24 protein-coding genes are annotated in these 22,829 nt (G+C 65.9%); 7 read left to right on the top strand and 17 right to left on the bottom strand.

What is annotated here, in order from left to right; translation table 11 throughout:
- Window positions 1-43: 43 nt before the first annotated feature.
- From DFR43_RS11570 to DFR43_RS11535, 8 genes are all read right to left on the bottom strand, one after another.
- Complete coding sequence (locus DFR43_RS11570) at window positions 44-760, bottom strand: response regulator (RefSeq protein ID WP_133598850.1); 717 nt, start codon at window positions 758-760, stop codon at window positions 44-46.
- Window positions 757-2,406 carry an ATP-binding protein gene (locus DFR43_RS11565; protein WP_133598847.1) on the bottom strand — a complete coding sequence of 550 codons (1,650 nt, stop codon included), beginning with the start codon at window positions 2,404-2,406 and terminating at the stop codon, window positions 757-759. Before DFR43_RS11565 ends, DFR43_RS11570 begins: the two co-directional genes overlap by 4 nt.
- 146 nt (window positions 2,407-2,552) lie before the next feature.
- Window positions 2,553-3,527, bottom strand: a complete 975-nt coding sequence (locus tag DFR43_RS11560) for a Tim44 domain-containing protein (RefSeq protein WP_133598845.1) — start codon at window positions 3,525-3,527, stop codon at window positions 2,553-2,555.
- A 32-nt stretch (window positions 3,528-3,559) separates the two neighbouring features.
- Entirely contained in the window at window positions 3,560-4,291 is a 732-nt protein-coding gene (gene ubiE, locus DFR43_RS11555) for a bifunctional demethylmenaquinone methyltransferase/2-methoxy-6-polyprenyl-1,4-benzoquinol methylase UbiE (protein WP_133598843.1), read from the bottom strand.
- A gap of 31 nt (window positions 4,292-4,322) precedes the next feature.
- Window positions 4,323-4,739, bottom strand: a complete 417-nt coding sequence (locus tag DFR43_RS11550) for a gamma-butyrobetaine hydroxylase family protein (protein ID WP_133598841.1) — start codon at window positions 4,737-4,739, stop codon at window positions 4,323-4,325.
- Window positions 4,740-4,768: 29 nt separating this feature from the next.
- Entirely contained in the window at window positions 4,769-5,206 is a 438-nt protein-coding gene (locus DFR43_RS11545) for an HIT family protein (protein ID WP_133598918.1), read from the bottom strand.
- 2 nt (window positions 5,207-5,208) lie between these two features.
- On the bottom strand, window positions 5,209-9,120 hold the full coding sequence (locus tag DFR43_RS11540; protein WP_133598839.1) for a DUF3683 domain-containing protein: 3,912 nt from the start codon (window positions 9,118-9,120) through the stop codon (window positions 5,209-5,211).
- Between the two features lie 124 nt (window positions 9,121-9,244).
- The gene (locus DFR43_RS11535; protein WP_133598837.1) at window positions 9,245-9,529 is read right to left on the bottom strand and encodes a hypothetical protein; all 285 of its coding nucleotides are present in this window, start codon (window positions 9,527-9,529) and stop codon (window positions 9,245-9,247) included.
- A gap of 70 nt (window positions 9,530-9,599) precedes the next feature.
- Here DFR43_RS11535 and hemA point away from each other — a divergent pair, with 70 nt between their 5' ends.
- From hemA to DFR43_RS11510, 5 genes are all read left to right on the top strand, one after another.
- Window positions 9,600-10,880, top strand: a complete 1,281-nt coding sequence (gene hemA / locus DFR43_RS11530) for a glutamyl-tRNA reductase (protein WP_133598835.1) — start codon at window positions 9,600-9,602, stop codon at window positions 10,878-10,880.
- A complete protein-coding gene (gene prfA, locus DFR43_RS13720) occupies window positions 10,877-11,992 on the top strand; it encodes a peptide chain release factor 1 (protein ID WP_133598833.1) in 1,116 nt (371 codons plus the stop codon). The genes hemA and prfA overlap by 4 nt, the downstream gene beginning before the upstream one ends.
- A 38-nt stretch (window positions 11,993-12,030) precedes the next feature.
- Window positions 12,031-12,852, top strand: a complete 822-nt coding sequence (gene prmC, locus DFR43_RS11520; protein WP_133598916.1) for a peptide chain release factor N(5)-glutamine methyltransferase — start codon at window positions 12,031-12,033, stop codon at window positions 12,850-12,852.
- Window positions 12,853-12,891: 39 nt separating this feature from the next.
- Window positions 12,892-13,218, top strand: coding sequence for a Grx4 family monothiol glutaredoxin (grxD, locus tag DFR43_RS11515; protein ID WP_133598831.1), 327 nt, complete (start codon window positions 12,892-12,894; stop codon window positions 13,216-13,218).
- Between the two features lie 101 nt (window positions 13,219-13,319).
- On the top strand, window positions 13,320-14,321 hold the full coding sequence (locus DFR43_RS11510; RefSeq protein WP_133598829.1) for an AAA family ATPase: 1,002 nt from the start codon (window positions 13,320-13,322) through the stop codon (window positions 14,319-14,321).
- 30 nt (window positions 14,322-14,351) lie between these two features.
- On the opposite strand, the gene DFR43_RS11505 is transcribed toward DFR43_RS11510, so the two are convergent.
- Window positions 14,352-14,993, bottom strand: a complete 642-nt coding sequence (locus tag DFR43_RS11505; RefSeq protein ID WP_133598827.1) for a lytic transglycosylase domain-containing protein — start codon at window positions 14,991-14,993, stop codon at window positions 14,352-14,354.
- Window position 14,994: 1 nt separating this feature from the next.
- Window positions 14,995-16,740 (bottom strand): proline--tRNA ligase, encoded by a 1,746-nt coding sequence (locus DFR43_RS11500; protein ID WP_133598825.1) that lies wholly within the window; start codon window positions 16,738-16,740, stop codon window positions 14,995-14,997.
- Window positions 16,741-16,866: 126 nt separating this feature from the next.
- Here DFR43_RS11500 and DFR43_RS11495 point away from each other — a divergent pair, with 126 nt between their 5' ends.
- Together DFR43_RS11495 and DFR43_RS11490 are read left to right on the top strand one after the other, a co-directional pair.
- A complete protein-coding gene (locus DFR43_RS11495; RefSeq protein WP_133598823.1) occupies window positions 16,867-17,550 on the top strand; it encodes an RNA pyrophosphohydrolase in 684 nt (227 codons plus the stop codon).
- Window positions 17,547-18,083, top strand: coding sequence for a CNP1-like family protein (locus DFR43_RS11490; RefSeq protein ID WP_133598821.1), 537 nt, complete (start codon window positions 17,547-17,549; stop codon window positions 18,081-18,083). Before DFR43_RS11495 ends, DFR43_RS11490 begins: the two co-directional genes overlap by 4 nt.
- Window positions 18,084-18,119: 36 nt before the next feature.
- On the opposite strand, the gene proB is transcribed toward DFR43_RS11490, so the two are convergent.
- The 7 genes from proB to DFR43_RS11455 all read right to left on the bottom strand — a co-directional run bounded on the left by proB (window position 18,120) and on the right by DFR43_RS11455 (window position 22,694).
- The gene (gene proB, locus DFR43_RS11485) at window positions 18,120-19,295 is read right to left on the bottom strand and encodes a glutamate 5-kinase (protein ID WP_133598819.1); all 1,176 of its coding nucleotides are present in this window, start codon (window positions 19,293-19,295) and stop codon (window positions 18,120-18,122) included.
- A 72-nt stretch (window positions 19,296-19,367) separates the two neighbouring features.
- Window positions 19,368-20,480: an Obg family GTPase CgtA gene (gene cgtA, locus DFR43_RS11480; protein WP_133598817.1), complete on the bottom strand. Its 1,113-nt coding sequence runs from the start codon at window positions 20,478-20,480 to the stop codon at window positions 19,368-19,370.
- A gap of 91 nt (window positions 20,481-20,571) precedes the next feature.
- Complete coding sequence (rpmA, locus tag DFR43_RS11475; protein WP_133598814.1) at window positions 20,572-20,829, bottom strand: 50S ribosomal protein L27; 258 nt, start codon at window positions 20,827-20,829, stop codon at window positions 20,572-20,574.
- Window positions 20,830-20,842: 13 nt separating this feature from the next.
- Entirely contained in the window at window positions 20,843-21,154 is a 312-nt protein-coding gene (gene rplU / locus DFR43_RS11470; RefSeq protein ID WP_133598812.1) for a 50S ribosomal protein L21, read from the bottom strand.
- Window positions 21,155-21,327: 173 nt separating this feature from the next.
- Window positions 21,328-21,735 (bottom strand): type II toxin-antitoxin system VapC family toxin, encoded by a 408-nt coding sequence (locus DFR43_RS11465; protein ID WP_133598810.1) that lies wholly within the window; start codon window positions 21,733-21,735, stop codon window positions 21,328-21,330.
- Window positions 21,732-21,968, bottom strand: coding sequence for a ribbon-helix-helix domain-containing protein (locus DFR43_RS11460; protein ID WP_133598807.1), 237 nt, complete (start codon window positions 21,966-21,968; stop codon window positions 21,732-21,734). Before DFR43_RS11460 ends, DFR43_RS11465 begins: the two co-directional genes overlap by 4 nt.
- A gap of 132 nt (window positions 21,969-22,100) precedes the next feature.
- Window positions 22,101-22,694 carry a hypothetical protein gene (locus DFR43_RS11455; protein WP_133598805.1) on the bottom strand — a complete coding sequence of 198 codons (594 nt, stop codon included), beginning with the start codon at window positions 22,692-22,694 and terminating at the stop codon, window positions 22,101-22,103.
- Window positions 22,695-22,829 lie beyond the last annotated feature (135 nt).

Here is a 22,829-nt window from a genome sequence, read left to right as displayed (position 1 = left end):
AATCAAGGGGTTGAGGTCAAATTGGGTGTTTTGTCCATTGTGTTCACTGGTTCGGCTTGAGCTGATAGAGCCGCTGCGGCCGTCCCACTTCGCCATAGGCAGGCGCCACCACGGCCTGCCCGGTTCCCACCAAATATTCGAGATATCGACGCGCGGTGGATCGACTGGTACCTGTGCGCTCAGCCAGATCGCTGGCTGTCAGCGCTTCATTGGCCTGAGACAGTGCCTGCAAAAAGGTGTCCAGCGACAGGGGGTCAACCCCTTTAGGCAAGGTTCTTGCCCGAATCTCGGGCAATGCGCTGGTGAGCACTTCGTCGAGCTGCTCCTGACTGATCTCGCGACGCAATCGCCCCATGTTGCGCCGCTGCACGTAACGATCGAGCATCGCCTGCATTCGGACCGCCTGCACCGGCTTGATGAGAAAGTCAAACACACCGGCGCGCAACGCCTCCTCGACCGTATCCACCTCCTTGGCGGCTGTGACCATGACGATATCGAGGTGACGACAGATCCGGCGTGCCTCCCACAACAACGACAGACCTTCGACATCGGGAAGGTAGACATCGAACAACGCGAGATCGGCGTCATGCGGATGCTGCTGCAGCCAAGCAAGCGCTTGCCGGCCGTCGCGGCAACTGCCCACCACCTCGAAGGCCGCATGCTGTTCCACCATGGCCTGGTTGATGCGCGCGATGCGAAAGTCATCCTCCACGATCAGGACACGGTAACGCCGGCTCTGATGCCGATTTTCACCCTTCATGTGCCCCCCCCTGCCAAAGCCACGCGCTGCTTGCTGACCACCGCGACAAAGCAAGCCCCAACCGTCTGTCCCGGCTCCAGCGTCACGTCACCGCCATACTCCCGGCATAACTGGCGTACCAACGCCAGGCCGATGCCTCGGCCACTGCCTTTGGTGGACGTGCCACGCTCAAACACCTGGGCGACCTGCTGCGCCTGAACACCGCAGCCGTTGTCGTCCACTTCAATGACGATGTCCTCCCCCACGTCAGTGAAAGACAGCCGGACCACCGGCGCACGCTCTGAAGGCCGTGGGGCCTCGCAGGCGTTGTCGATCAGGTTGCCAACGATGCTGAGCAGCGCCTCGCGCCCCTGCGCCGACAGCTCGGTCTGTAAAGCACTGCCTTCGTCCACCTCGATGATGACCCCACGCGCGGCTGCGCGCATCAACTTGCCGGCCAGCAGGCCGCATAGCGCCGGATCACGCACTCGGCTTTGCAGCAGCGTCAGGCGGGCCTGTTCGAGTTGTGTTTCCTCGCCGATCATCTGAATGGCTTCCTGCACCTGCCCGAGTTGCAACAACCCTGCGAGGGTATGCAACTTGTTGGAAAACTCGTGTGCCTGCTCGCGCAGACCATCGGCCAGTTGTCGGACTTCAGCCAGGCTGCGCGACAGTTCCAGGATCTCCATGCGACTGCGAAAGGTAGCCACGGCCCCCTCCACCTGCCCATTGACGATGATCGGCACCCGATTGACCACCACCAGTTGTTCGCCCACCCAGGTCTCGCGGTCGTACTGCGCTTCGCCGGTTTGCAGCACTTCGTGCAGCCGCGAGTGCGGCAAGGTCTCCAGAATGTCACGCCCAACGGGGTCTTCGGCATCGCCGCCCGGCAAAAACCGTCTGGCCCCTGCATTGGCCAGCGTGATGCGTCCCTGTGCGTTGACCGCCACGATCCCTTCGTGAATCGACTGCAGGATGGCCTCTTTTTCCTTCAGACGGCGTGCAATTTCCTGAGGTTCCAGGCCGAGAATGGCGCGCTTGAACCGGTTGGCGATGGCCACCGCCCCCAACAGCCCCACACCGGCTGTACCCAGCATCAGCAACAGGTTGCTGCGCAAATCCCCAGCGATGCGGTCTTGAATCTCGCTGGCCAGAAAACCCACGGACACCACGCCCACGATTTCGCCGGCTTCGTCCCACACAGGCACCTTGCCCCGTATCGATGGCCCCAGCGAACCAGTGGCCCGAGAAACGTATTCTTCGCCGCGTAAGAGAGCGGGATCATTGTCCTCCCCAACCATGCGCTGCCCCAACCGATCGGGCAGAGGATGTGAATAGCGAATGCTGTCCCGATTGCCCACCACGACGAAATTGGCACCGGTCTGCACACGTACCCGCTCGGCAATCGGCTGAATGATTGCGGCGGGATCCGGCTGCCCAAAAGCATCGATCAACAGGCGGTTGGCCGCCAGAGTCCTGGCCACGTTCAAGGCACGCTGGCCGATCTGATCTTCCATCAAAGTGGCATACCGCTGGCTCAGATAGGCACCCTGTATCCCCAACATGAGGACAAGCAGCGAACCCACCAACAGGATCATCTGGGCACGAAACCCAAGCAGCCAGCGACGCGAAAGCTCTGACAGGGGAACGGCACGGGAACGAATCACTTGGGCAACCTGACAAATTCAGTGCCTCGAGTGTGCCCCATCAGGCCACCGCCGCGCACGCGGGTCCACCCTAACTGGGCACCAGACCTCAAGCCCCAAGAAAAAGGGCCTCCACAGAGGCCCTGATGCCGGGACAAGACAGCGATTTACTGCAGCGCCTGCACCCCGGCCACCAGCCAGCCGCCGCTGCCGGTTTTGGGGCGGGTGATGTTCCAGACTTCGCGGAAGGGGTTGGGGCCGGCCGAAGGCTCTTCGCGAATGAGGCCGGAGAACTCCACACTGGCCATGTATTCGTCGTCCAGTTCCTCGATGCCCAGCAGTTGCGCCTCCAGCATCACGACCTCGGTCTTGTTGGGGGCGCCGCCGGACTCGCGTTCGCGCTGGGCCAACTGGGCCTGGATCTGCTCGATCATTTCATCGGTCATCATGGCGCGCAGGGCGGGAATGTCGGCCCGGTCCCAGGCGTCTTGCAGCTTGATGAAATTGGCCTTGGAGGCACGCAGGAAACCATCGGTGTCGAACCCGGCGGGAATGCCCCAGGTCTGCGGGCCGCTGAGGGCCGAGCCGATGAGGCTGCCTCCCTGGCCTGCAGGCTCAGGTTGGCCGAAGGTGCTGTTGCCACGCTCCCACGGGCGCGCGGAGGCGTCATTGCCCACGTTGTGCGGGCTGTAGCTGCGGGCCATGCCCGACTGTCCGCCCCCCTGATAGGCCAACGGCGCATGGCCCTGCCCGGCTGCCCGGGAACGGCGGATGAAGGCGATGACGGCCAGCACGGCCACGCCGATGAGCAGCAGCAACAGGAACTGGGCAAATGCTTCGCCAAAACCCAGCGCCGACGCCAGCCAGGCCAAGCCCAGACCGGCGGCCAGCCCGCCGAGCATGGCGCCCCAAGGCCGGGAAGCCGGTGCCTGGTTGGGCGGGGTGGCGGGCCGGTTGGCGGCGTTGGCGTTTTGCGCCGTGTTCTGCGTGGGCGCCTGCGCCGGCTGGGCCGGGGTGTTGCGCTGCGTCACGTTGCCCGACTGCTTGCCGAACGACATGCCCCCACCCAGGCGTTTCTGGGCCCAGACCTCCGTGGAGGACAGCACCATGACCAACGCCAGAAACACAGACCAGAATTTCATGCCTCTCTCACTTCATGTAAAAAACGAACGCCTCAACACTTGATGCCCACGTGCAAGGCCGTCACGCCCGCCGTCAGGTTGTGTACATCCACATGCCCGAATCCGGCTTCGCGCATCATGCCGCGCAGGGTTTCCTGGTCCGGATGCATGCGGATGGACTCTGCCAGGTAGCGGTAGCTGGCTTCGTCTTTCGCCACCCATTTCCCCAGTTTGGGCAGGATGTTGAAGCTGTACCAGTCGTACGCCTTTTGCAAGGGGGGCGCCACCTTGGAGAACTCCAGGACCAGCAATTTGCCTCCGGGCCTGAGCACTCGATTCATTTCCTGCAGCGCAAGTTCCTTGTGCGTCATGTTGCGCAGCCCAAAAGCCACCGTCACGATGTCGAACCAGCCATCGGCAAAGGGCAGTTTCTCGGCGTCGCAGACCACGGTGGGCAGAACGATGCCACGGTCGAGCAGGCGGTTGCGGCCTTCGCGCAGCATGGCCTCGTTGATGTCGGTGTGCACCACGGTGCCGGTGGGCGCCACCAGGGGGGCGAAGGCCAGGTCCAGATCGCCCGTGCCCCCGGCGATGTCCAGCACCCGATCCCCCGGCCGCGGGTTGGCCACGGTGACGGCGTAGCGCTTCCACCAGCGGTGCAGACCGCCGGACATGAGGTCATTCATGAGGTCGTAACTGGGCGCCACCGAATCGAACACGCCGCGCACGCGGCGCGCCTTGTCGCGCTCGTCCACCGTCTCGAAACCGAAATGTGTCTGGCTCATGGCTGCAATGGTAGCCGCTGCCCGCGGCGAATCAATGCCCATGCCCGCATGACGACGGGGTTTTCGGTGGCATGGGGGCGTCGCGGTCGGTGCCGGCTTCGCGCAAGCGCCGCTCGTAGTCGGCCCACAGGGCCTCTTGCTGCGAGCCGAGGAAATACAGGTAGTCCCAGGTGAATATGCCGGAGTCGTGCCCGTCGGAAAAGGTGGGCTGCACGGCATAGTTGCCTACCGGGGCCAGGGCGGTGATGGTCACCTCGCGCTTGCCGGTTTGCAGCACCTCCTGCCCCGGCCCATGCCCCTGCACTTCGGCCGATGGCGAATAAATGCGCATGAGCTCGAACGGGATGCGAAACTGCGCCCCGTCGGAAAAGACGATTTCCAGCACGCGCGACTGGGCATGCACCGTGATGTCTTGTGGACAGGGGCTTTGGGGGTTCAGGCCGGCCATGGCAGGGTCCTCCAGAAACAGGGGTGGGGTCAGCGCAGCAGGTGGGCGATGGCGGCATCGCAGGCTGGCAGCCGCGCCTGCAAGGCGGCCAGGGCCTGGGCATCCGCGGGGCGTTGGGCCGCCGCCCACACCGGGGCGGGGAAATGGCTGTCGTGGGTGTAGCGGGCCACCACATGCCAGTGCAGGTGGGGCACCACGTTGCCCAGGCTGGCCAGGTTGACCTTGTCGGGCCGCAGATGCTCGCGCACCACCCGCTCGACCGCCGCCACCGCACGCAGGCACTGGCTTTGTTCGGCGTCGGCCAAATCGGTGAACTCGGCCACATGGGTGTTCCAGATCACGCGGTAAAAGCCCGGGAAGGCCGCCGCTTCTGGCCCCACGACGCGCACCACGCGCCAGGCCGGCCGGCGGACGATGAGCTGTCCGCCATCGCCCTCGCACAGCGGGCAGGCGTGGGACGGGGCCATCGTCACAGCAGCACCCGCTCGATGCCCCCGGCGTTGGCCTGGGCCACGTAGTCGGGCATCCAGTTGTCGCCCAGGATCTGCCGCGCCATTTCCACCACGATGTAATCGGCTTCCAGCAAGCCGTTGGCGAGGTCGTCGCCGTAGCGGCTCAAGCCCTGGTAGCAGCTGGGGCAGCTGGTCAGGACCTTGGTCACGCCCTGAGGGGCTGCCACGCCGTTTCGGGCCGCGAGCTCGGCCAGCTGGGCGGCGTTCTTGCGCAGCTCCTGCTCTTTGCGGAAACGCACCTGGGTGGAAATATCGGGCCGCGTGACACCCAACGTGCCGGATTCGCCACAGCAGCGATCGGCCTTGACGACGGTCTCGCCCACCAGGGCTTTGACGGTCTTCATCGGGTCCTGCAGCTTCATGGGGCTGTGGCAAGGGTCGTGGTAGAGGTAGGCCCCTTTGGGTTCGAGCACGATGCCTTTTTCGAGCAGGAATTCGTGGATGTCGATGATGCGGCAGCCGGGGAAGATCTTCTCGAATTCATAGCCCTGGAGCTGGTCGTAGCAGGTGCCACAGCTCACCACCACGGTCTGGATGTCGAGGTAGTTGAGCGTGTTGGCCACGCGGTGGAACAGCACCCGGTTGTCGGTGATGATTTTCTCGGCCTTGTCGAACTGACCCGAGCCGCGCTGCGGATAGCCACAGCACAGGTAGCCCGGCGGCAGCACGGTTTGCACGCCGGCGTGCCACAGCATGGCCTGCGTGGCCAGGCCCACCTGGCTGAACAGGCGCTCGGAGCCGCAGCCGGGGAAGTAGAACACGGCTTCGCTGTCGCTGGTGGTGGTCTTGGGGTTGCGGATGATGGGAACGTAGTGCTTGTCCTCGATGTCGAGCAGGGCTCGGGCGGTTTTCTTGGGCAGGCCGCCGGGGAGCTTTTTGTTGACGAAGTGGATCACCTGCTCCTTGACCGGCGCGGGCCCGACGGTGGCCGGCGGCGCGCTGGTTTGCTTGCGGGCCAGCCCTTTGAGCAGCTGGTGCGCCAGCCGCTGGGCCTTGAAGCCCAGGCCGACCATGGCGGCGCGCGCCAGCCGAATGGTGTCGGGGTTGGTGGCATTGAGCATGAACATGGCCGCCGCGTTGCCGGGGCGCCAGGTTTTGCGGCCCATTTTGCGCAGCAGGTTGCGCATGTTCATCGACACGTCGCCGAAGTCGATTTTCACCGGGCAAGGGGTCAGGCACTTGTGGCAGACCGTGCAGTGGTCGGCCACGTCCTCGAATTCGGCCCAGTGTTTGATGCTGATGCCACGACGGGTCTGCTCCTCGTACAGGAAGGCTTCGATGAGCAGCGAGGTGGCCAGGATCTTGTTGCGCGGGCTGTACAGCAGATTGGCGCGCGGCACATGGGTCGAGCACACCGGCTTGCACTTGCCGCAGCGCAGGCAGTTTTTCACCGAGTCCGCGATGGCGCCGATGTCGCTTTGCTGCATGATGAGCGACTCGTACCCCATGAGGCCGAAGCTGGGGGTGTAGGCCATGCTGAGATCGGCGCGGCGCTGGTCCGGCTCGTCGAACCAAGGGCCTTGGCGCAGCAGCTTGCCGCGGTTGAAGTGGCCTTTGGGGTCCACCTGCTGCTTGTAGCGCGCAAACGGCGCCAGTTCATCGTCGGTCAGGTACTGCAGCTTGGTGATGCCGATGCCGTGCTCGCCCGAGATGACGCCATCGAGGCTGCGGGCCAGCACCATGATGCGGTCCACCGCTTCGTGGGCGGTTTGCAGCATGTCGTAATCGTCGCTGTTGACCGGGATGTTGGTGTGCACATTGCCGTCGCCGGCGTGCATGTGCAGCGCCACCCACACGCGGCCTTTGAGCACGCGCTGGTGGATGGCCTGGCACTCTTGCAGCACCGGGGCAAACACGCTGCCGGTGAAAATGGCGCGCAAGGGTTCGCGGATCTGGGTTTTCCAGCTGGCCCGCAGCGAGCCGTCCTGCAGTTGATCGAAGAAGCTGCGCCCGCTGTCGGGCTGCACCTGATCGAGCCCGTCCATCCAGCCCTGCCACTGGCTGCGCACCGCTTCGATGACGGCCAGCGCCCGCTCGGTGTGGTCTTGCACGGTCTCGGGGCTGGGCATTTCGCCGGCTTCCTCGACCTTGCCCAGCGGCAAGGCGCCACGGCGGAAGAAGGCCAGCAACTCATCGGCCAGCTTGATTTTGTTGCGCAGGCTCAGCTCAATGTTGATACGCTCGATGCCCAGGGTGTATTCGCCCATGCGCGGCAGCGGAATGACCACGTCTTCATTGATCTTGAAGGCGTTGGTGTGCTTGCTGATGGCGGCCGTCTTCTTGCGATCGGCCCAGAATTTTTTCCGCGCCTCGGGGCTGACGGCCACGAACCCTTCGCCGGCGCGGGCATTGGCCAGGCGCACCACCTCGCTGGCGGCGCGGGCCACGGCATCGGGGTCGTCACCGACGATGTCGCCGATGAGCACCATTTTCGGAAAGCCGCCACGCTTGCTCTTGGTGGTGTAGCCGACGGCTTTGAGGTAGCGGTCGTCCAGGTGCTCCAGCCCGGCCAGAATGGCGCCGCCGCGGCGCTGCTCGGCGAACATGTAGTCTTTGATCTCGACGATCGAGGGCACGGCGTCTTTGGGGTTGCCGAAGAACTCCAGGCACACGGTGCGGGCGTGCTCGGGCATGCGATGCACCACCCAGCGGGCGCTGGTGATGAGGCCGTCGCAGCCCTCTTTTTGCACGCCGGGCAGGCCGCTGAGGAATTTGTCGGTCACGTCTTTGCCCAGACCCTCCTTGCGGAAGGTCTTGCCCGGGATGTCGAGCCGCTCGGTGCGGATGAGGGTCTTGCCGTCGGCCTCGAAATACTGCAGCTCGAAGCTGGCCACCTCGGCGTCGTGGATCTTGCCCAGGTTGTGCCCGATGCGGGTGACCTGGAGCCACTGCGCATTGGGCGTGACCATGCGCCAGCTGGCCAGATTGTCCAGCGCCGTGCCCCAGAGCACGGCTTTCTTGCCGCCCGCATTCATGGCGATGTTGCCGCCGACGCAGGAGGCTTCGGCGCTGGTGGGATCCACCGCGAACACGAAACCGGCCCGCTCGGCCGCATCGGCCACGCGCTGCGTGACCACGCCGGCCTCGGTCCAGATCGTGGGCACTTTGTGCGGCACGCCCGGCAGGTCCACCAGCTCGACTTCGGTCATGGCTTCGAGCTTTTCGGTGTTGATGACCGCGCTCTTCCAAGTCAGCGGCACCGCGCCGCCGGTATAGCCCGTGCCGCCGCCACGCGGAATGATGGTCAGCCCCAGCTCGATGCAGCCCTTGACCAGCCCGGCCATCTCGGCCTCGCTGTCAGGCGTCAGCACCACAAAGGGGTATTCGACCCGCCAGTCGGTGGCATCGGTCACGTGGCTGACGCGGCTCAAGCCGTCGAATTTGATGTTGTCGCGGCCGGTGTAGCGCCGCAAGGCGCGCAGCACACGCTGGCGCAGCGCGGCCATGTCGTCGAACATGCGGGCAAAGTCGCGCACGGCCTGCTGGGCCGCGGCCAGAAGTTCGCCCACCAGCGCATCGCGCTCGCCATCTTCCTGCGGACGACGGCGTTTTTCGATTTCGCGCAGCCGATGGTGCATGGCCTCCACCAGCGCGGCGCGGCGCTTGGGGTTGTCCAGCAGATCGTCGTGCAGATAGGGGTTGCGCTGCACCACCCAGATGTCGCCCAGCACTTCGTACAGCATGCGGGCCGAGCGGCCGGTGTGGCGCTCTTGGCGCAACAGGTTGAGCACATCCCAGGCCCGAGCGCCCAGCAGCCGGATGACGATTTCCCGATCGGAGAAGGAGGTGTAGTTGTACGGGATCTCGCGCAGGCGCGGCGCGTCGGATTCGGCGTCAAGCAAATGCTGGAGCGGGGTGGGCGCGTTCATATCGTTGGGCACAGGCAGCACGATGCTGGGCCGCAGATGTTACCGCAGCGCAACATCCCCCCAGCCCAACCGGGGCCCATGCACCCATTGCCATCAGGGACTCGGGCGGGCGCTGCCGCCTGGGCTAGCGCGAGCGCCACAACGCCACCGCCGTGCCCAGCACGCCCACCAATGCCGCGTACGTCAGCATGCGGCCATCGCGGCCCAGCCACCACAGGCCAGCGGCCAGCACCATGCCCCCCAACACCGACAAGGCCAGCCACCCCCACAACCACCCCGTGAGGCGGGCCCGCCAGCGCCGCGCCCCGCCCGACTGCCAGCGCACGGTCGCCGGCGCCAGCAGCGCCGCCAGCACCAGGGCCGGCAGGAAAAAATGCAGCACATGCAGGCTGGCGGCCAGAACGCTCATGAAGATCTCAAAAGGGGCTCAAGAGGGGCGCCGACTCGGCAAGATGGCCGGATTTTATAATCCAGGGGTTATGGCAGTCTGGGCGCTCGGCATCAACCATCAGACCGCCCCGCTGGACCTGCGGGGCCGCTTTGCGTTCGCGCTCGACCAGTTGCCTGAGACGCTGCAGCGTTTCCGCGCCTCGCTGGCCCGCCAGCCCGAAGCCACCCTGCTGTCCACCTGCAACCGGACGGAAATCTACTGCGCGGCCGACGAATTGGCGCTCGAGCCCACGGTGCAATGGCTGGCGCAGACCGGCGGCGTCTCGCCCCAGGCGCTGCTCGATCATGCCTATGTGCTTCAGGAAGGCGAGGCCGCCCGCCATGCGTTTCGCGTGGCCAGCGGGCTCGACAGCATGGTGTTGGGCGAGGCCCAGATCCTCGGCCAGATGAAAGACGCCGTGCGCGCGGCAGATGCCGCCGGCGCCCTGGGCACCACGCTGCACCAGTTGTTCCAACGCTCGTTCGCGGTGGCCAAGCAGGTGCGCAGCTCCACCGAAATCGGCGCCCACTCCATCAGCATGACGGCGGCGGCCGTGCGCCTGGCCGGCCAGTTGTTCGAGGACCTCAAAGACATCCGGGTGCTGTTCGTCGGCGCCGGCGAGATGATCGAACTGGCCGCCACCCACTTCGCCGCCAAGAGCCCGAAGGGCATGGCCATTGCCAACCGCACCCTGGAGCGCGGCGAAAAACTCGCCACCCGCTTCGGCGCCGAAGTGCTGCGGCTGTCGGACCTGCCCGAGCGCCTGCACGAGTTCGACGCCGTCATCAGCTGCACCGCATCCACCTTGCCGCTGATCGGCCTGGGCGCCGTGGAGCGCGCCCTCAAGAAGCGCCGCCATCGCCCCATGTTCATGGTCGATCTGGCAGTGCCGCGCGACATCGAGGCCGAGGTCAAGGAACTCGACGACGTTTACCTCTACACCGTCGATGACCTGGCTGCCGTGGTGCAGACCGGCAAAGACAACCGGCAGGCCGCCGTGGCCCAGGCCGAAGCCATCATCGACGCCGGGGTGCAAAGCTTCATGCACTGGCTGCAGCAGCGCGACCCCCGGGGCGGGGTGGTCGGCCTCATCCGCGACCTCCATGCCCAGACCGACGCCTGGCGGGCCGCGGAAATCGCCCGGGCGCGCAAGCTCCTGGCCAAGGGCGAAGACGTGGACGCGGTGCTCGAAGCCCTCTCTCGGGGCCTGACCCAGAAGATGCTGCACGGCGCTCTGGCCGAATTGCATGCGGGCGACGAACGCACCCGCCAGGCCACGGCCGAGGCCGTCTCGCGGCTGTTCCTGCGGGGATCGGGCCGACGCGCATGAAGCCGTTCATCCGCGACACGCTGGAGCGCCAGAGGCTGCGGTTGCACGAGCTCGACGCCCTGCTCAGTGCCCCAGACGCCGTGGACGACATGGAACGCTTTCGCCTGCTCACGCGCGAGCATGCCGAGACCGATGCCGTGGTCCAACCCTACCTGCGCTACCTGCAACGCGAAGCCGACCTGCGGGAAGCCCGCGCCATGGCCCAGGACAGCGACCCCGCTCTGGCCGCCATGGCCGCCGAGGAAATCGCCGCCGCCGAAGCCGATCTGGCCGCGCTGGAGGCGCAGCTGCACGCTTTGCTCGTGCCCCGCGACCCCGACGACGACCGCAACGCCTTCCTGGAAATCCGGGCCGGCACCGGTGGCGACGAAGCCGCCCTGTTCGCCGGCGACCTGGCCCGCATGTACACCCGCTATTCCGAGCGCCAAGGCTGGCGCGTCGAGACCCTCAGCGAATCCCCGGCCGAACTGGGTGGGTATAAGGAACTGGTGCTGCGCATCGCCGGGCCGCGCGCTTATGGCCTGCTGCGCTTCGAATCCGGCGGCCACCGCGTGCAGCGCGTGCCCGCCACCGAAAGCCAAGGCCGCATCCACACCAGCGCCTGCACCGTGGCGGTGATGCCCGAGCCCGACGAGGCCGAAGCCATCCGCCTCAATCCTGCCGACCTGCGCATCGACACCTTCCGCGCCAGCGGCGCCGGCGGCCAGCACATCAACAAAACCGACTCCGCCGTGCGCGTGGTGCACCTGCCCACCGGCATCGTTGCCGAATGCCAGGATGGCCGCAGCCAGCACAGCAACAAGGCCAAGGCCCTGCAAGTGCTGCAAGCGCGGTTGCAAGAAAAAGAGCGCAGCGAACGCGCCGCGCGGGAAGCCGCCGAGCGCAAGGGCCTGATCGGCAGCGGCGACCGCAGCGACCGCATCCGCACCTACAACTTCCCCCAGGGCCGGCTCACCGACCACCGCATCAACCTCACCCTCTACAAGCTCACCCAAGTGATGGAGGGGGATCTCGACGAAGTCATCGAGGCCCTGCAACTGGCTCGCGGCGCCGAACTGCTGGCCGAGCTGGAGCGTCGCGCGGAACAAGCGGCCCATGGGGCGCTGGCGTGAGCCGGTCGCTGCGCGAGGCATTGGCCTGGGCCCAGGGCATGGGTCTGCAGCGGCTCGACGCCCAAATGCTGCTGCTGCACGCACTCGGCCGCTCCCCGCAAGACCGCGCCTGGCTGCTGGCCCACGACCAAGACCCCATCGACCCCACCCTGTGGCCACGCTTCGAGGCCCTGTGCCTGCGCCGCCACGACGGCGAGCCCGTGGCCTACCTCATCGGCGAGCGCGACTTCTTCGGCTTGCGGCTGCACGTCGATGCCCGCGTGCTCGACCCGCGGCCCGACACGGAAACCCTGGTCGAATGGGCGCTGGACGTGCTGACGCCGCGCCCCGCCCCCCGGGTGCTGGACCTGGGCACCGGCAGCGGCGCCATCGCCCTGGCGTTGCGCCACCGCCGCCGCGACGCCGACGTCTGGGCCGTGGACGCCAGCGCCGACGCCCTGGCCGTGGCCCAGGCCAATGCCCAGCGGCTCGGCCTGCCGCTGCACTGCCTGCAGGGCCACTGGCTGCGCCACTGGCCCGCCACCGCCCCTGAACGGTTCGACCTCATCGTCAGCAACCCGCCCTACATCCGCGCCGACGACCCTCACCTGACGGCCCTGCGGCACGAGCCCGCCCAGGCCCTCGTCGCCGGCCCCGACGGACTCGTTGACCTGCGCGAAATCATCGCCACCGCGCCAGCCCATCTGCAGCCGGACGGCTGGCTGCTGCTGGAGCACGGCTGGGACCAGGCCGAGGCCGTGGCCGCTCTGCTGCGCGCGGCGGGCTACCGCCACATCGGCCAGCGCCAGGATCTGGGAGGCCACATCCGCTGCACGGGTGGACAAGCGCCGCTCGGCACGCCAACGCCCCAGCGGCGATAATGCGGGTTTGTCCCGATCTCATCCCCTCAAAGGCAGCCCATGAGCGACGTGCAACAACGCATCGACCAGTTGGTCAAATCCCACGACATCGTGCTCTTCATGAAAGGCACGGCGAGCTTTCCCATGTGCGGTTTTTCCGGGCGCGCGGTGCAAATCCTCAAAGCCTGCGGCGTCGATCCCCGCACGCTCACCACGGTCAACGTGCTCGAAGACCCGGAAATCCGCCAAGGCATCAAGGACTACAGCAACTGGCCCACCATCCCGCAGCTCTACGTCAAAGGCGAATTCATCGGCGGCTCCGACATCATGATGGAGATGTACGAATCCGGCGAGCTGCAACAGCTGCTGGCCGGCCGCGCCGCCTGAGCCAAAGCCGAAACTGCTGGCGTCCATCGGGTTTTTTCCGGCATTGAATGCTGGCACGAACTGTGCTTGAATGATTGCACAGCGTCGTGAAGGAGAACCCGATGAGTACCGAACGTCTCACCCTCCCCTCGCTGGGCCTGCCGATCGCCCGGATGCGCAACGTGTTCCGCGAAGACGACGTGGAACGCAAGCTGGCCAAACTCCAGGCCCAGGGCAACGAGCGCGAACACGAAAGCCTGCGCGCCACCTACGAGCGCATGCTGGAGCGCGGGCCGCAACGCTTCGCCGTCAAGCCCTCGGGCGTGCCCGACATGGCCCCCCTGTACGAGCAGCTCCCCAACTTCGCAGACGTGCTCGACGACGTCAAACGCCATGTGGCCCTGAGCCAGGACAGCCAGGATCACCTCGAAGTCACGCCCATGCTGCTGCTGGGCCCGCCCGGGGTGGGCAAAACCCACTTCGCGCACAAACTGGCCGAACTCCTGGGCACCACCATGAGCCTGGTGCCGATGAGCTCCATGACCGCCGGCTGGCTGCTGTCAGGCTCTTCCTCGCAATGGAAGGGGGCCAAGCCCGGCAAGGTGTTCGAGGCGCTCATCGACGGCCAGTACGCCAACCCGGTCATCGTGGTCGATGAGATCGACAAAGCCAGCGCCGATGCCCAGTACGACCCCCTTGGCGCCCTGTACAGCCTGCTCGAACACGACACGGCCCAACGCTTCGTGGACGAGTTCGCCGAGGTGCCCATCGACGCCAGCCAGGTCATCTGGATCACCACCGCCAATGACGAGCGCACCATCCCGGAGCCCATCCTCAACCGGATGAACGTGTTCCAGATCGAGCCGCCCAGCCCGGAAGCGGCACGCCAGATTGCCCGCCAGATCTACCAAGGGCTGCGCAACGAGCACGACTGGGGCCGGCTGTTTGCCGAGGAGCCGGCCGACGACGTGCTCGACCAGCTCGCCACCCTGGCCCCGCGCGAAATGCGCCGCGCCCTCATGACGGGCTTTGGCAACGCCCGGCTGGAGCGGCGCGACACCATCGAGGTGCGGGACCTGCCCCGCGCCGGCCACGCCAAGTCGCGCATCGGCTTCCTTCAGTGAACCGGCCGGCGCGCTGGCCGCCACGCCGCCTCAGCCCAGTCGCCACTGGCGCTGGGCGGCAAACACCGCGTTCGGATACGCCGCGCGGCCACGGCTGCCGTTGTAGCGGCCCAGCGCCAGAAACAGGTCGCCCCGCTCCCTGTCGAGGTAATGGCGCAGGATCACGCAGCCGAAACGGATATTGGTCTGCAGGTGAAACAGCTTGGACGGGTCGCCATCGCCGATGAGCCGCGCCCAAAACGGCATGATCTGCATGTAGCCCCGCGCCCCCACCGGCGAAATCGCGTATTTGCGAAAGGCGCTTTCCACCTGAATCACCCCCAGCACCAGCGACTCGTCCAGGCCGGCGCGGCGGCTTTCGTACCACACCGTCTGCAGGAATTCCACCCGGTCCTGCAAGTCGGGCTTGCGCCGCTGCAGACGCGGGCTGAGTTCTCCCAGCCAACGCAAATAGGCGATGCGCGCCTCCGGCGAGACGAATTCAGGCTCGGGCGGGCCAGAGAATTCCACCGCCGCCCGCAAAGCCTGACGCACCGAATCGGACAGCGGCTCCTCGATCTGGCTGGCCCGCACCGCCAGGGGGCACAACCCCGCCACGCAGGCCACCAAGCCCGCCCGCCAGGCCAAGCGCCGTCCCCAGTCCACACCGGTCGCAGCCACCCAGCCGGTCATCTCACACCCCCAGCTTCTCCTTCAGCAGGGCCAACACCTCGCCCACCGCGACGCGGGTGGCGGCGCTGTCGCGCCGGTGCTGATACTCCACCACCCCTTCCTTGAGGCCCTTGTCGCCAATGGTGATGCGGTGCGGCACGCCAATCAGTTCCCAGTCGGCAAACATGGCCCCGGGCCGCTCGCCGCGGTCGTCCAAGATCACGTCCACGCCCAGCGCCAGCAGGTCGCGGTGCAATTGCTCGGCCGCTTGGGCCACCGCCTCGCTGCGGTCCATGCCAATGGGGCAGATCACCACGGTGAACGGGGCGATGGCATCCGGCCAGATGATGCCGCGCTCGTCGTGGTTCTGTTCGATGGCCGCCGCCGGCAGGCGCGTCACGCCAATGCCATAGCACCCCATCTCGAACAGCTTGGGCTTGCCGTCTTCGTCCAGGAAGGTGGCGTTCATCGCCCGGCTGTACTTGGTGCCGAGGTAGAACACGTGCCCCACCTCGATGCCGCGCTCGATCGCCAGCACCCCCTTGCCGTCCGGCGACGGGTCGCCGGCCACCACATTGCGCAAATCGGCCACCAGCGCCGGTTCGGGCAGATCGCGCCCCCAGTTGACGCCGGTCAGGTGGAAGTCCGCCTCGTTGGCGCCGCAGATCCAGTCGGCCATCACCGCCACCTCGCGGTCGGCCACCACCGTCACCGGCTTGCGCGTGCCCACCGGCCCCAGATAGCCCGGCTTGCAGCCAAAGTGCTCGACGATCTCGGCCTCGGTGGCGAAGCGGAAGCCCTGCGCCAAGCCGGGCAGCTTGCCCACCTTGACCTCGTTCATGTCGTGGTCGCCGCGCAGCAGCAGCAGCCAGATCCGGGTCTGGGCCACGGCGCCCTGCTCGTCGAGCACATCGGTGGCCAGCACGATGGATTTCACCGTGGTGGCCAGCGGCACGCCCAGCAGTTCGGCCACCTGGGCGCAGGTGCTCTTGCCCGGGGTGGGCGTCTTGGTCATGGGCTGGCCCGGCGCCGGACGCGGGCCCTGCGGCGCCAGCGCCTCGGCTTTTTCGATGTTGGCCGCGTAGTCGCTGGTCGGGCAATAGACGATGGCGTCCTCGCCGGTGGCGGCAATCACCTGGAACTCCTCACTCAGATCGCCGCCAATGGCACCGCTGTCGGCCGCCACCGCGCGGTAACGCAGCCCGAAACGGTCGAAAATGCGCCGGTACGCCTGCGCCATCGTCTGGTAGCTGAGCTGCGCCGACTCGCGGTCGCGGTCGAAGCTGTAGGCGTCCTTCATGATGAACTCGCGTCCGCGCATCAGGCCAAAGCGCGGCCGACGCTCGTCGCGGAACTTGGTCTGGATCTGATAGAAGTTCTTCGGCAACTGCTTGTAGCTGCGCAGTTCCTGCCGGGCGATGTCGGTCACCACCTCCTCGCTGGTGGGCTGCACGACGAAGTCGCGCTCGTGCCGGTCCTTGATGCGCAGCAGCTCGGGTCCCATTTTGTCGAAGCGGCCCGTCTCCTGCCACAGCTCGGCGGGCTGGATCACCGGCATGGTCAGCTCCACGGCTCCGGCGGCGTTCATCTCCTCACGGATGATGCGCTCCACCTTCTGGATGACGCGCAGCCCCATGGGCATGTAGGTATAGATGCCGGCGCCGAATTTTTTGATCATGCCGGCACGCATCATGAGCCGGTGGCTGACGACCTCGGCGTCGGCCGGGGCTTCCTTGAGGGTGGAGATGAAAAATTGCGAAGCTTTCATGGACGGCAGACACGACCACACACCGGCAAGCCACCTGGGCGCGGACCGGGGGCAAACCCGGAACATGCTACCCAAGCGCGGGCCGACGATGCATAATCGAGACAGTTTAAGAATTTGGGGTTGATTATGCTTGACAGAGACGGCTTCAGGCCCAATGTCGGCATCATTCTGCTCAACCAGAAGAACCAGGTGTTCTGGGGCAAGCGCATTCGCACCCACTCCTGGCAGTTTCCGCAGGGCGGCATCGACCGGGGCGAAACCCCCGAGCAGGCCATGTACCGCGAGCTGCACGAGGAGATCGGCCTCAAGCCCGAACACGTGACCATCATTGCCCGCACCCGGGACTGGTTGCGCTACGAAGTGCCAGACCGCTTCATCCGCCGGGATGCACGCGGCTATTACAAAGGACAGAAGCAGATCTGGTATCTGTTGCGGCTCATTGGCGGCGACTGGAACCTGAACTTGCGCGCCACCAACCACCCGGAGTTCGACGCCTGGCGCTGGAACGACTATTGGGTGCCGCTAGACGTGGTGGTGGAGTTCAAGCGCGGCGTCTATGAAATGGCGCTGACCGAACTCTCGCGCTACCTGCCCAAGCCCGACAACCGCAACCGTTACCTGCGCAGCAATACCCGCCCGCGGCCCACCCGGGCGCCGGCCGAGGCACGGGCACCCCATGCGCCACAGCTGGCCGTGCCCACGCACATGGAACTGCCGCCCGGCGCCAGCTTCGACCCCGACCCCCAGCATCCGCAGCGCCCCGCGCGCGCCCCTGCCGCTGCCCTGCCCACCACAGGCTCACCGCTTTGAAACCCGCCGCCCTGCTTGCCCTCATCGCCCTGACCAGCCACGCCCTCGCGGCACACGCCCAATGGCACGGCGCCGCCGATCTGGACTGGAAAGAAGGCGAAGTCCCGCCGCCCCCGGCGTTCAGCACCGAGCGGCTGGTGCCGTTCGCGGTGTCGGTGCATTCGGAGTTGCGCTACGGCCTCGTGCCCGACAGCCTGGCCGTGGGCGCCGACGGCGTGGTGCGCTATGTGTGGGTGGCCCGCAGCCCCAGCGGGGCGGTGAATGTGTCTTACGAAGGCGTGCGCTGCCGCACGCGCGAAATGAAAGCCTACGCCCGCTGGACGCCGCAGCAGATGCCGGTGGCAGCGGCCTTCACCTCGGCCGATGGGCAATGGCGCGCCCTGCCCCAAGCCGAATGGCTGAGCTTGCGCGACCACGCCATGGCACGCCCTGCCTGGGCGCTGGCCCAAACGGCCCTGTGCGACGGCACCACGGTCAACGGCAACCCGGCCCGCATGCTGCGCGACCTGCGGCTGGGCCGCCCGCGGGACTGACCCCCACCCCACAGACCAGCCGCTGCGCCGGGCGAGTCACCCCAGCCGGGTGAGCACCAGGTTGTCGCGGTGAATCATCTCCGGCTCGGCGGCATAGCCGAGCAGACGCTCGAAATCCGCCGACGACTTGCGGCAGATCAGCCGCGCTTCGGCCGCCGAGTAATTGGCCAGCCCACGCGCCACCTCGGCCCCGCGCAAGTCGCGGATGGCAATCACATCGCCGCGCGAGAAATCGCCCTCCACCCCCGTCATGCCGATGGGCAGCAGGCTCTTGCCCTCCTGCACGATCTTGGCCACCGCGCCATCGTCCGCCATCACCGCGCCGCGCAGCTGCAAATGGTCGGCCATCCACTGCTTGCGCGCCTGCTTCTTGGGCATGTCGGCAATCAGGCAGGTGCCGATGGGCTCGCCAGCCGTCAGCCGCAGCAGCACGTCGGGCTCGCGCCCCCAGGCAATCACGGTGGAGGCGCCGGACCCCGCGGCCCGCTTGGCCGCCAGGATCTTGGTGATCATGCCGCCCGTGCCCACCCGGGAGCCTGCGCCGCCGGCCATGTCCTCCAGCGCGGGGTCGCCCGCGCGGGCCACGTGCACGAACTGCGCGGCAGGGTTCTTGCGCGGATCGGCGGTGTACAGCCCCTTCTGGTCGGTCAGGATGACCAGCACATCCGCCTCCACCAGATTGGCCACCAGGGCGCCCAGGGTGTCGTTGTCGCCGAACTTGATCTCGTCGTTGACCACCGTGTCGTTTTCGTTGATGACCGGCACCACCCGGTGCTCCAGCAGGGTCAGCAGGGTGGAGCGGGCGTTGAGGTAGCGCTCGCGGTCGGCCAGGTCGGCATGGGTCAGCAGCACCTGGGCGCTGCGCAGCCCCAGCTCGCGCAGCTTGGTTTCGTACATCTGCACCAGCCCCATCTGGCCGACTGCCGCCGCCGCTTGCAGCTCATTGATTTCTTTGGGCCGCTTGCTCCAGCCCAGGCGCTTCATGCCTTCGGCAATCGCGCCGCTGCTGACCATGATGACCTCACGCCCCCCCTGCACCAAGGCGCTGAGCTGGCGACTCCATTGCCCGATGGCCGCCTCGTCCAGCCCACGTCCTTCGTTGGTCACCAGGCTGGAGCCCACTTTGACCACGATGCGCCGGGCGGCACGCAACACATCGGCGGGGGCGGCCTGCGGCGCCGCCACGGCAGCGGGGGAAGTTTCGACGGTCATGGAAGGTGCGATGGACATGGCGATGAAACGGCGCGGCAGGCGGTGGGCACAGGGCGCGGCGGCTGGCCGCGCTCAGTCCCGGAAACGGGGGTCGTCCGCGGTGGGGTCGGGCGGCGCGGGATCGCGGCTCGCGTCAAAGCGCGGATCGGTCTGGACGGTGGGCTTTTCCGCTTCCCGGGTGGCGGCGATGTGCTGGTAGATCTGCTGCACCAGCGGCTCGCAGCCTTCGCGCGTGAGGGCCGAGATCTCGAACACCGGGCCCTTGTGCTTGAAACGCTTGACGAAATCCTTCACCCGGGCCTGCCGCTCCTCGGCCGGCACCATGTCGAGCTTGTTGAGCACCAGCCAGCGCGGCTTGGCATGTAGTTCGGGATCGTACTTCTTGAGTTCCTGGACGATGGCTTTGGCCTGGGCCACCGGGTCTACGGTTTCGTCAAAGGGCGCCAAGTCCACGATGTGCAGCAGCAGCCGCGTGCGTTGCAGGTGGCGCAGAAACTGGTGGCCCAGCCCCGCCCCCTCCGAAGCCCCCTCGATCAGCCCGGGCACGTCGGCAATCACGAAGCTCTTCTCCGGGCCCACGCGCACTACGCCCAGATTCGGGTGCAAGGTGGTGAACGGATAGTCGGCAATCTTGGGCCGGGCGTTGGACACCGCCGCAATGAAGGTGGACTTGCCGGCATTGGGCATGCCCAGCAGGCCCACGTCGGCCAGCACCTTCAGTTCGAGTTGCAGGTTGAAGCGCTCGCCGGGGTGGCCGGGCGTTTTTTGGCGCGGTGCGCGGTTGATGGCGCTTTTGAAGCGCAAGTTGCCGAAACCGCCATCCCCCCCTTTGGCCAGCAAAATCTTTTCGCCCGGGCGCAGCAGTTCGTGCATCACCTCGCCCGTGTCGGCGTTGCGGATGATGGTGCCCACCGGCATCTTGAGCACGATGTCTTCGCCCTTGGCGCCGAACATGTCGGAGCCCTTGCCGTGCTCACCCCGCTGGGCCTCGAAGCGGCGCGAATAGCGGTAGTCGATCAGGGTGTTGAGATTTTCGTCGGCCAGCGCCCACACGTGGCCGCCGCGGCCGCCATCGCCGCCGTCGGGGCCGCCGAATTCCTTGAACTTTTCGTGCCGGAACGACGCGCAGCCGTTGCCCCCGTCGCCCGCGGCGACTTCGATGTAGGCTTCATCCACAAACTTCATGGCTGCATTGTCCCTGAAACGAAGAAACACAAAAGGCCCGCAAGCGCGGGCCCTCGGGGTGCCAGGCAGCGCGAGGCTGCCACAGCGGTCGTCACGCCGGGGTGACGATGACAGTCTTGCGGTTCAGCGCGCCCTTGGTGGCGAAGCTGACCGTGCCGTCCACGGTGGCAAAGATGGTGTGGTCTTTGCCCACGCCGGTGCCAGTGCCGGGGTGGAACTTGGTGCCACGCTGACGCACGATGATGGCGCCTGCCGACACTGCCTGGCCGCCGAACACCTTCACGCCCAGCATCTTGGGCTTGGAGTCGCGGCCGTTGCGGGTGGAGCCGCCGCCTTTTTTCTGTGCCATGGTGTGCTACTCCTCAGGCGTTGATCGAGCCGATTTGCAGCTCGGTGAAGTTTTGACGGTGGCCTTGGCGCTTCTGGTAGTGCTTGCGGCGGCGCATCTTGAAGATGCGGACCTTCTCGCCGCGACCGTGGGCAACCACGGTGGCCGTGACCGTTGCGCCGGAGACCAAGGGGGTGCCCACCTTGATGCTGTCGCCGTTGCCCACGGCCAGCACCTGGTCGATCACGATCTCTTGGCCCACATCCGCAGCAATCTGTTCTACTTTCAATTTTTCGCCAACGGCAACGCGATATTGCTTGCCGCCGGTTTTTATGACCGCGTACATAGGTGACCTCGAATGTTGATTCCAGCGAACGGATTTCCGCTGAACTGCGCATTATATAGGCCCACGGGCTCACGCGCAAGACTTAGTCTTGCCCAACAAGGCGTGTGAGCCCTCCCCCGCATTTCCGTCATCCGGCCAGCCCTCCTGGAAGACAAAATTTCGGGGGGGATTGTTCACGTGCTCTCGCGCCAGTTCTCCACCTGCAAGCCGCTGACCCGGTTGAACTCGCCGATGTTGGATGTAACGATGATCAAGCCACGTGCCACACCCGTGCCAGCGATGAGGGCATCGTAAGCGCCGATGGGCTGCCCCTGCCTCTTGAGGGCCGCTCGAATCGCTGCTGTGGCTTGTGCATCGGCCTGCTCAAACGGCACGGTGCCAACGACCGAGAAAAAGGCATCCAGCATCGGCGCCAGCTTCCTCGCGCGCTCGCTGTTGAGAGCCAAGCCGTAATCGATCTCCATGCGGGTGAGCGAGGAGACGACGATCAGTTTTGGCGATGTCGCCTTGATTCGCGCCATGACGCCGGGCTGGCCTTTGACAAAGTCAGAGACCGTGCAGGTATCGAGCAGGTACTTCATGCCAAAGGATCATCCACCGGCGGTTTCAGACGGTCGCGTCCCGCCTCGAACGACGGCATTTCGGCCATGCCCTTGAAGTTCAACACGGCTTGCGGCCATTGGGGTTGGGACTGGCGGGCGAGCCATTCACCGACCGCCTTGCGGATCAGCGCATTGCGGCTTTCGCCTGCCTGCTTGGCCATGGCATCGAGCTGTCGCCCGGTGGCGTCGTCTAGGTAGATGTTGAAGTGCATGGTACCCTCCACGCGCAAATATCACATGCGAATATGTTATGCGCAATCCTGTGCAATCTCAAAGTATTGCGTAAGCCTGACCCGGCTCCTGAAAAAAAGGGGAGCGCCGATCCCGCTGGGGACTGCATGAGCTCAGACACCTTTGGCACTCCCGTTGAACTCTTGTCGGTTGATCTCGCTCCAGCGCTGCAACCAGTAGGCCGCCATGGCCACCGGCAGCAACGTGGTGAGGATGATCACCACCTGCCACCACGCCTCGATGAGCGCATTTTGCTCAAACCCGTCGTAGTCCAGCGCGATTTCCATTCCGATAGCCAGCACGATACAAACAAGAAAAAGATGGGACGCAGCCAGAATAAGCACCCCCTCCCGGCATTGGCTCATCCGTGGTGCCAGGCATCCCTCGATCACGAATGGCATCAACACTCCGGCCAGGACGAGTAAAACCACTGGCATACGCGTGGCCCATGTTGTCTGCGCGGAGCCTTGAGCGTGTATTGGGTCCCCTGGCAACCATGCGGCCAGCAGTTGCAGCCCAAAACCCAGAGCCAACAACACCAGTCCCGCCCGGCTCCAGCGACGCGCGGCTCGGATCTCGGGGGTCACCTCGATTTCGGTGTAGGCGCCGGACGACAGAGTGGTCAGGTTGGGCAGGCCCTTCCAGATCAGCAGGAGTGTCCCGATGAAGTTGAGCGCAAGCCCAGTCGTTTCAAGCCAGTAAGTCATAGTTAGTGGTTTCGGGGATTGCAAGTGGCTTAGCCGTCCTTATTGATCAGGCCCCATAAAGATTGAACTATCTGGTGATTTGGTAGTCCCATCTTTCATGGAAAAAGAAGACGCGAGATACCAAACCCTGCAGCA

The sequence above is a fragment of the Tepidicella xavieri genome (assembly GCF_004363315.1).
In the GTDB taxonomy this organism is placed as follows: domain Bacteria; phylum Pseudomonadota; class Gammaproteobacteria; order Burkholderiales; family Burkholderiaceae_C; genus Tepidicella; species Tepidicella xavieri.
The sequence above is the reverse complement of the archived record's forward strand: the minus strand, read 5'-3'. Positions and strand labels throughout refer to the sequence as shown.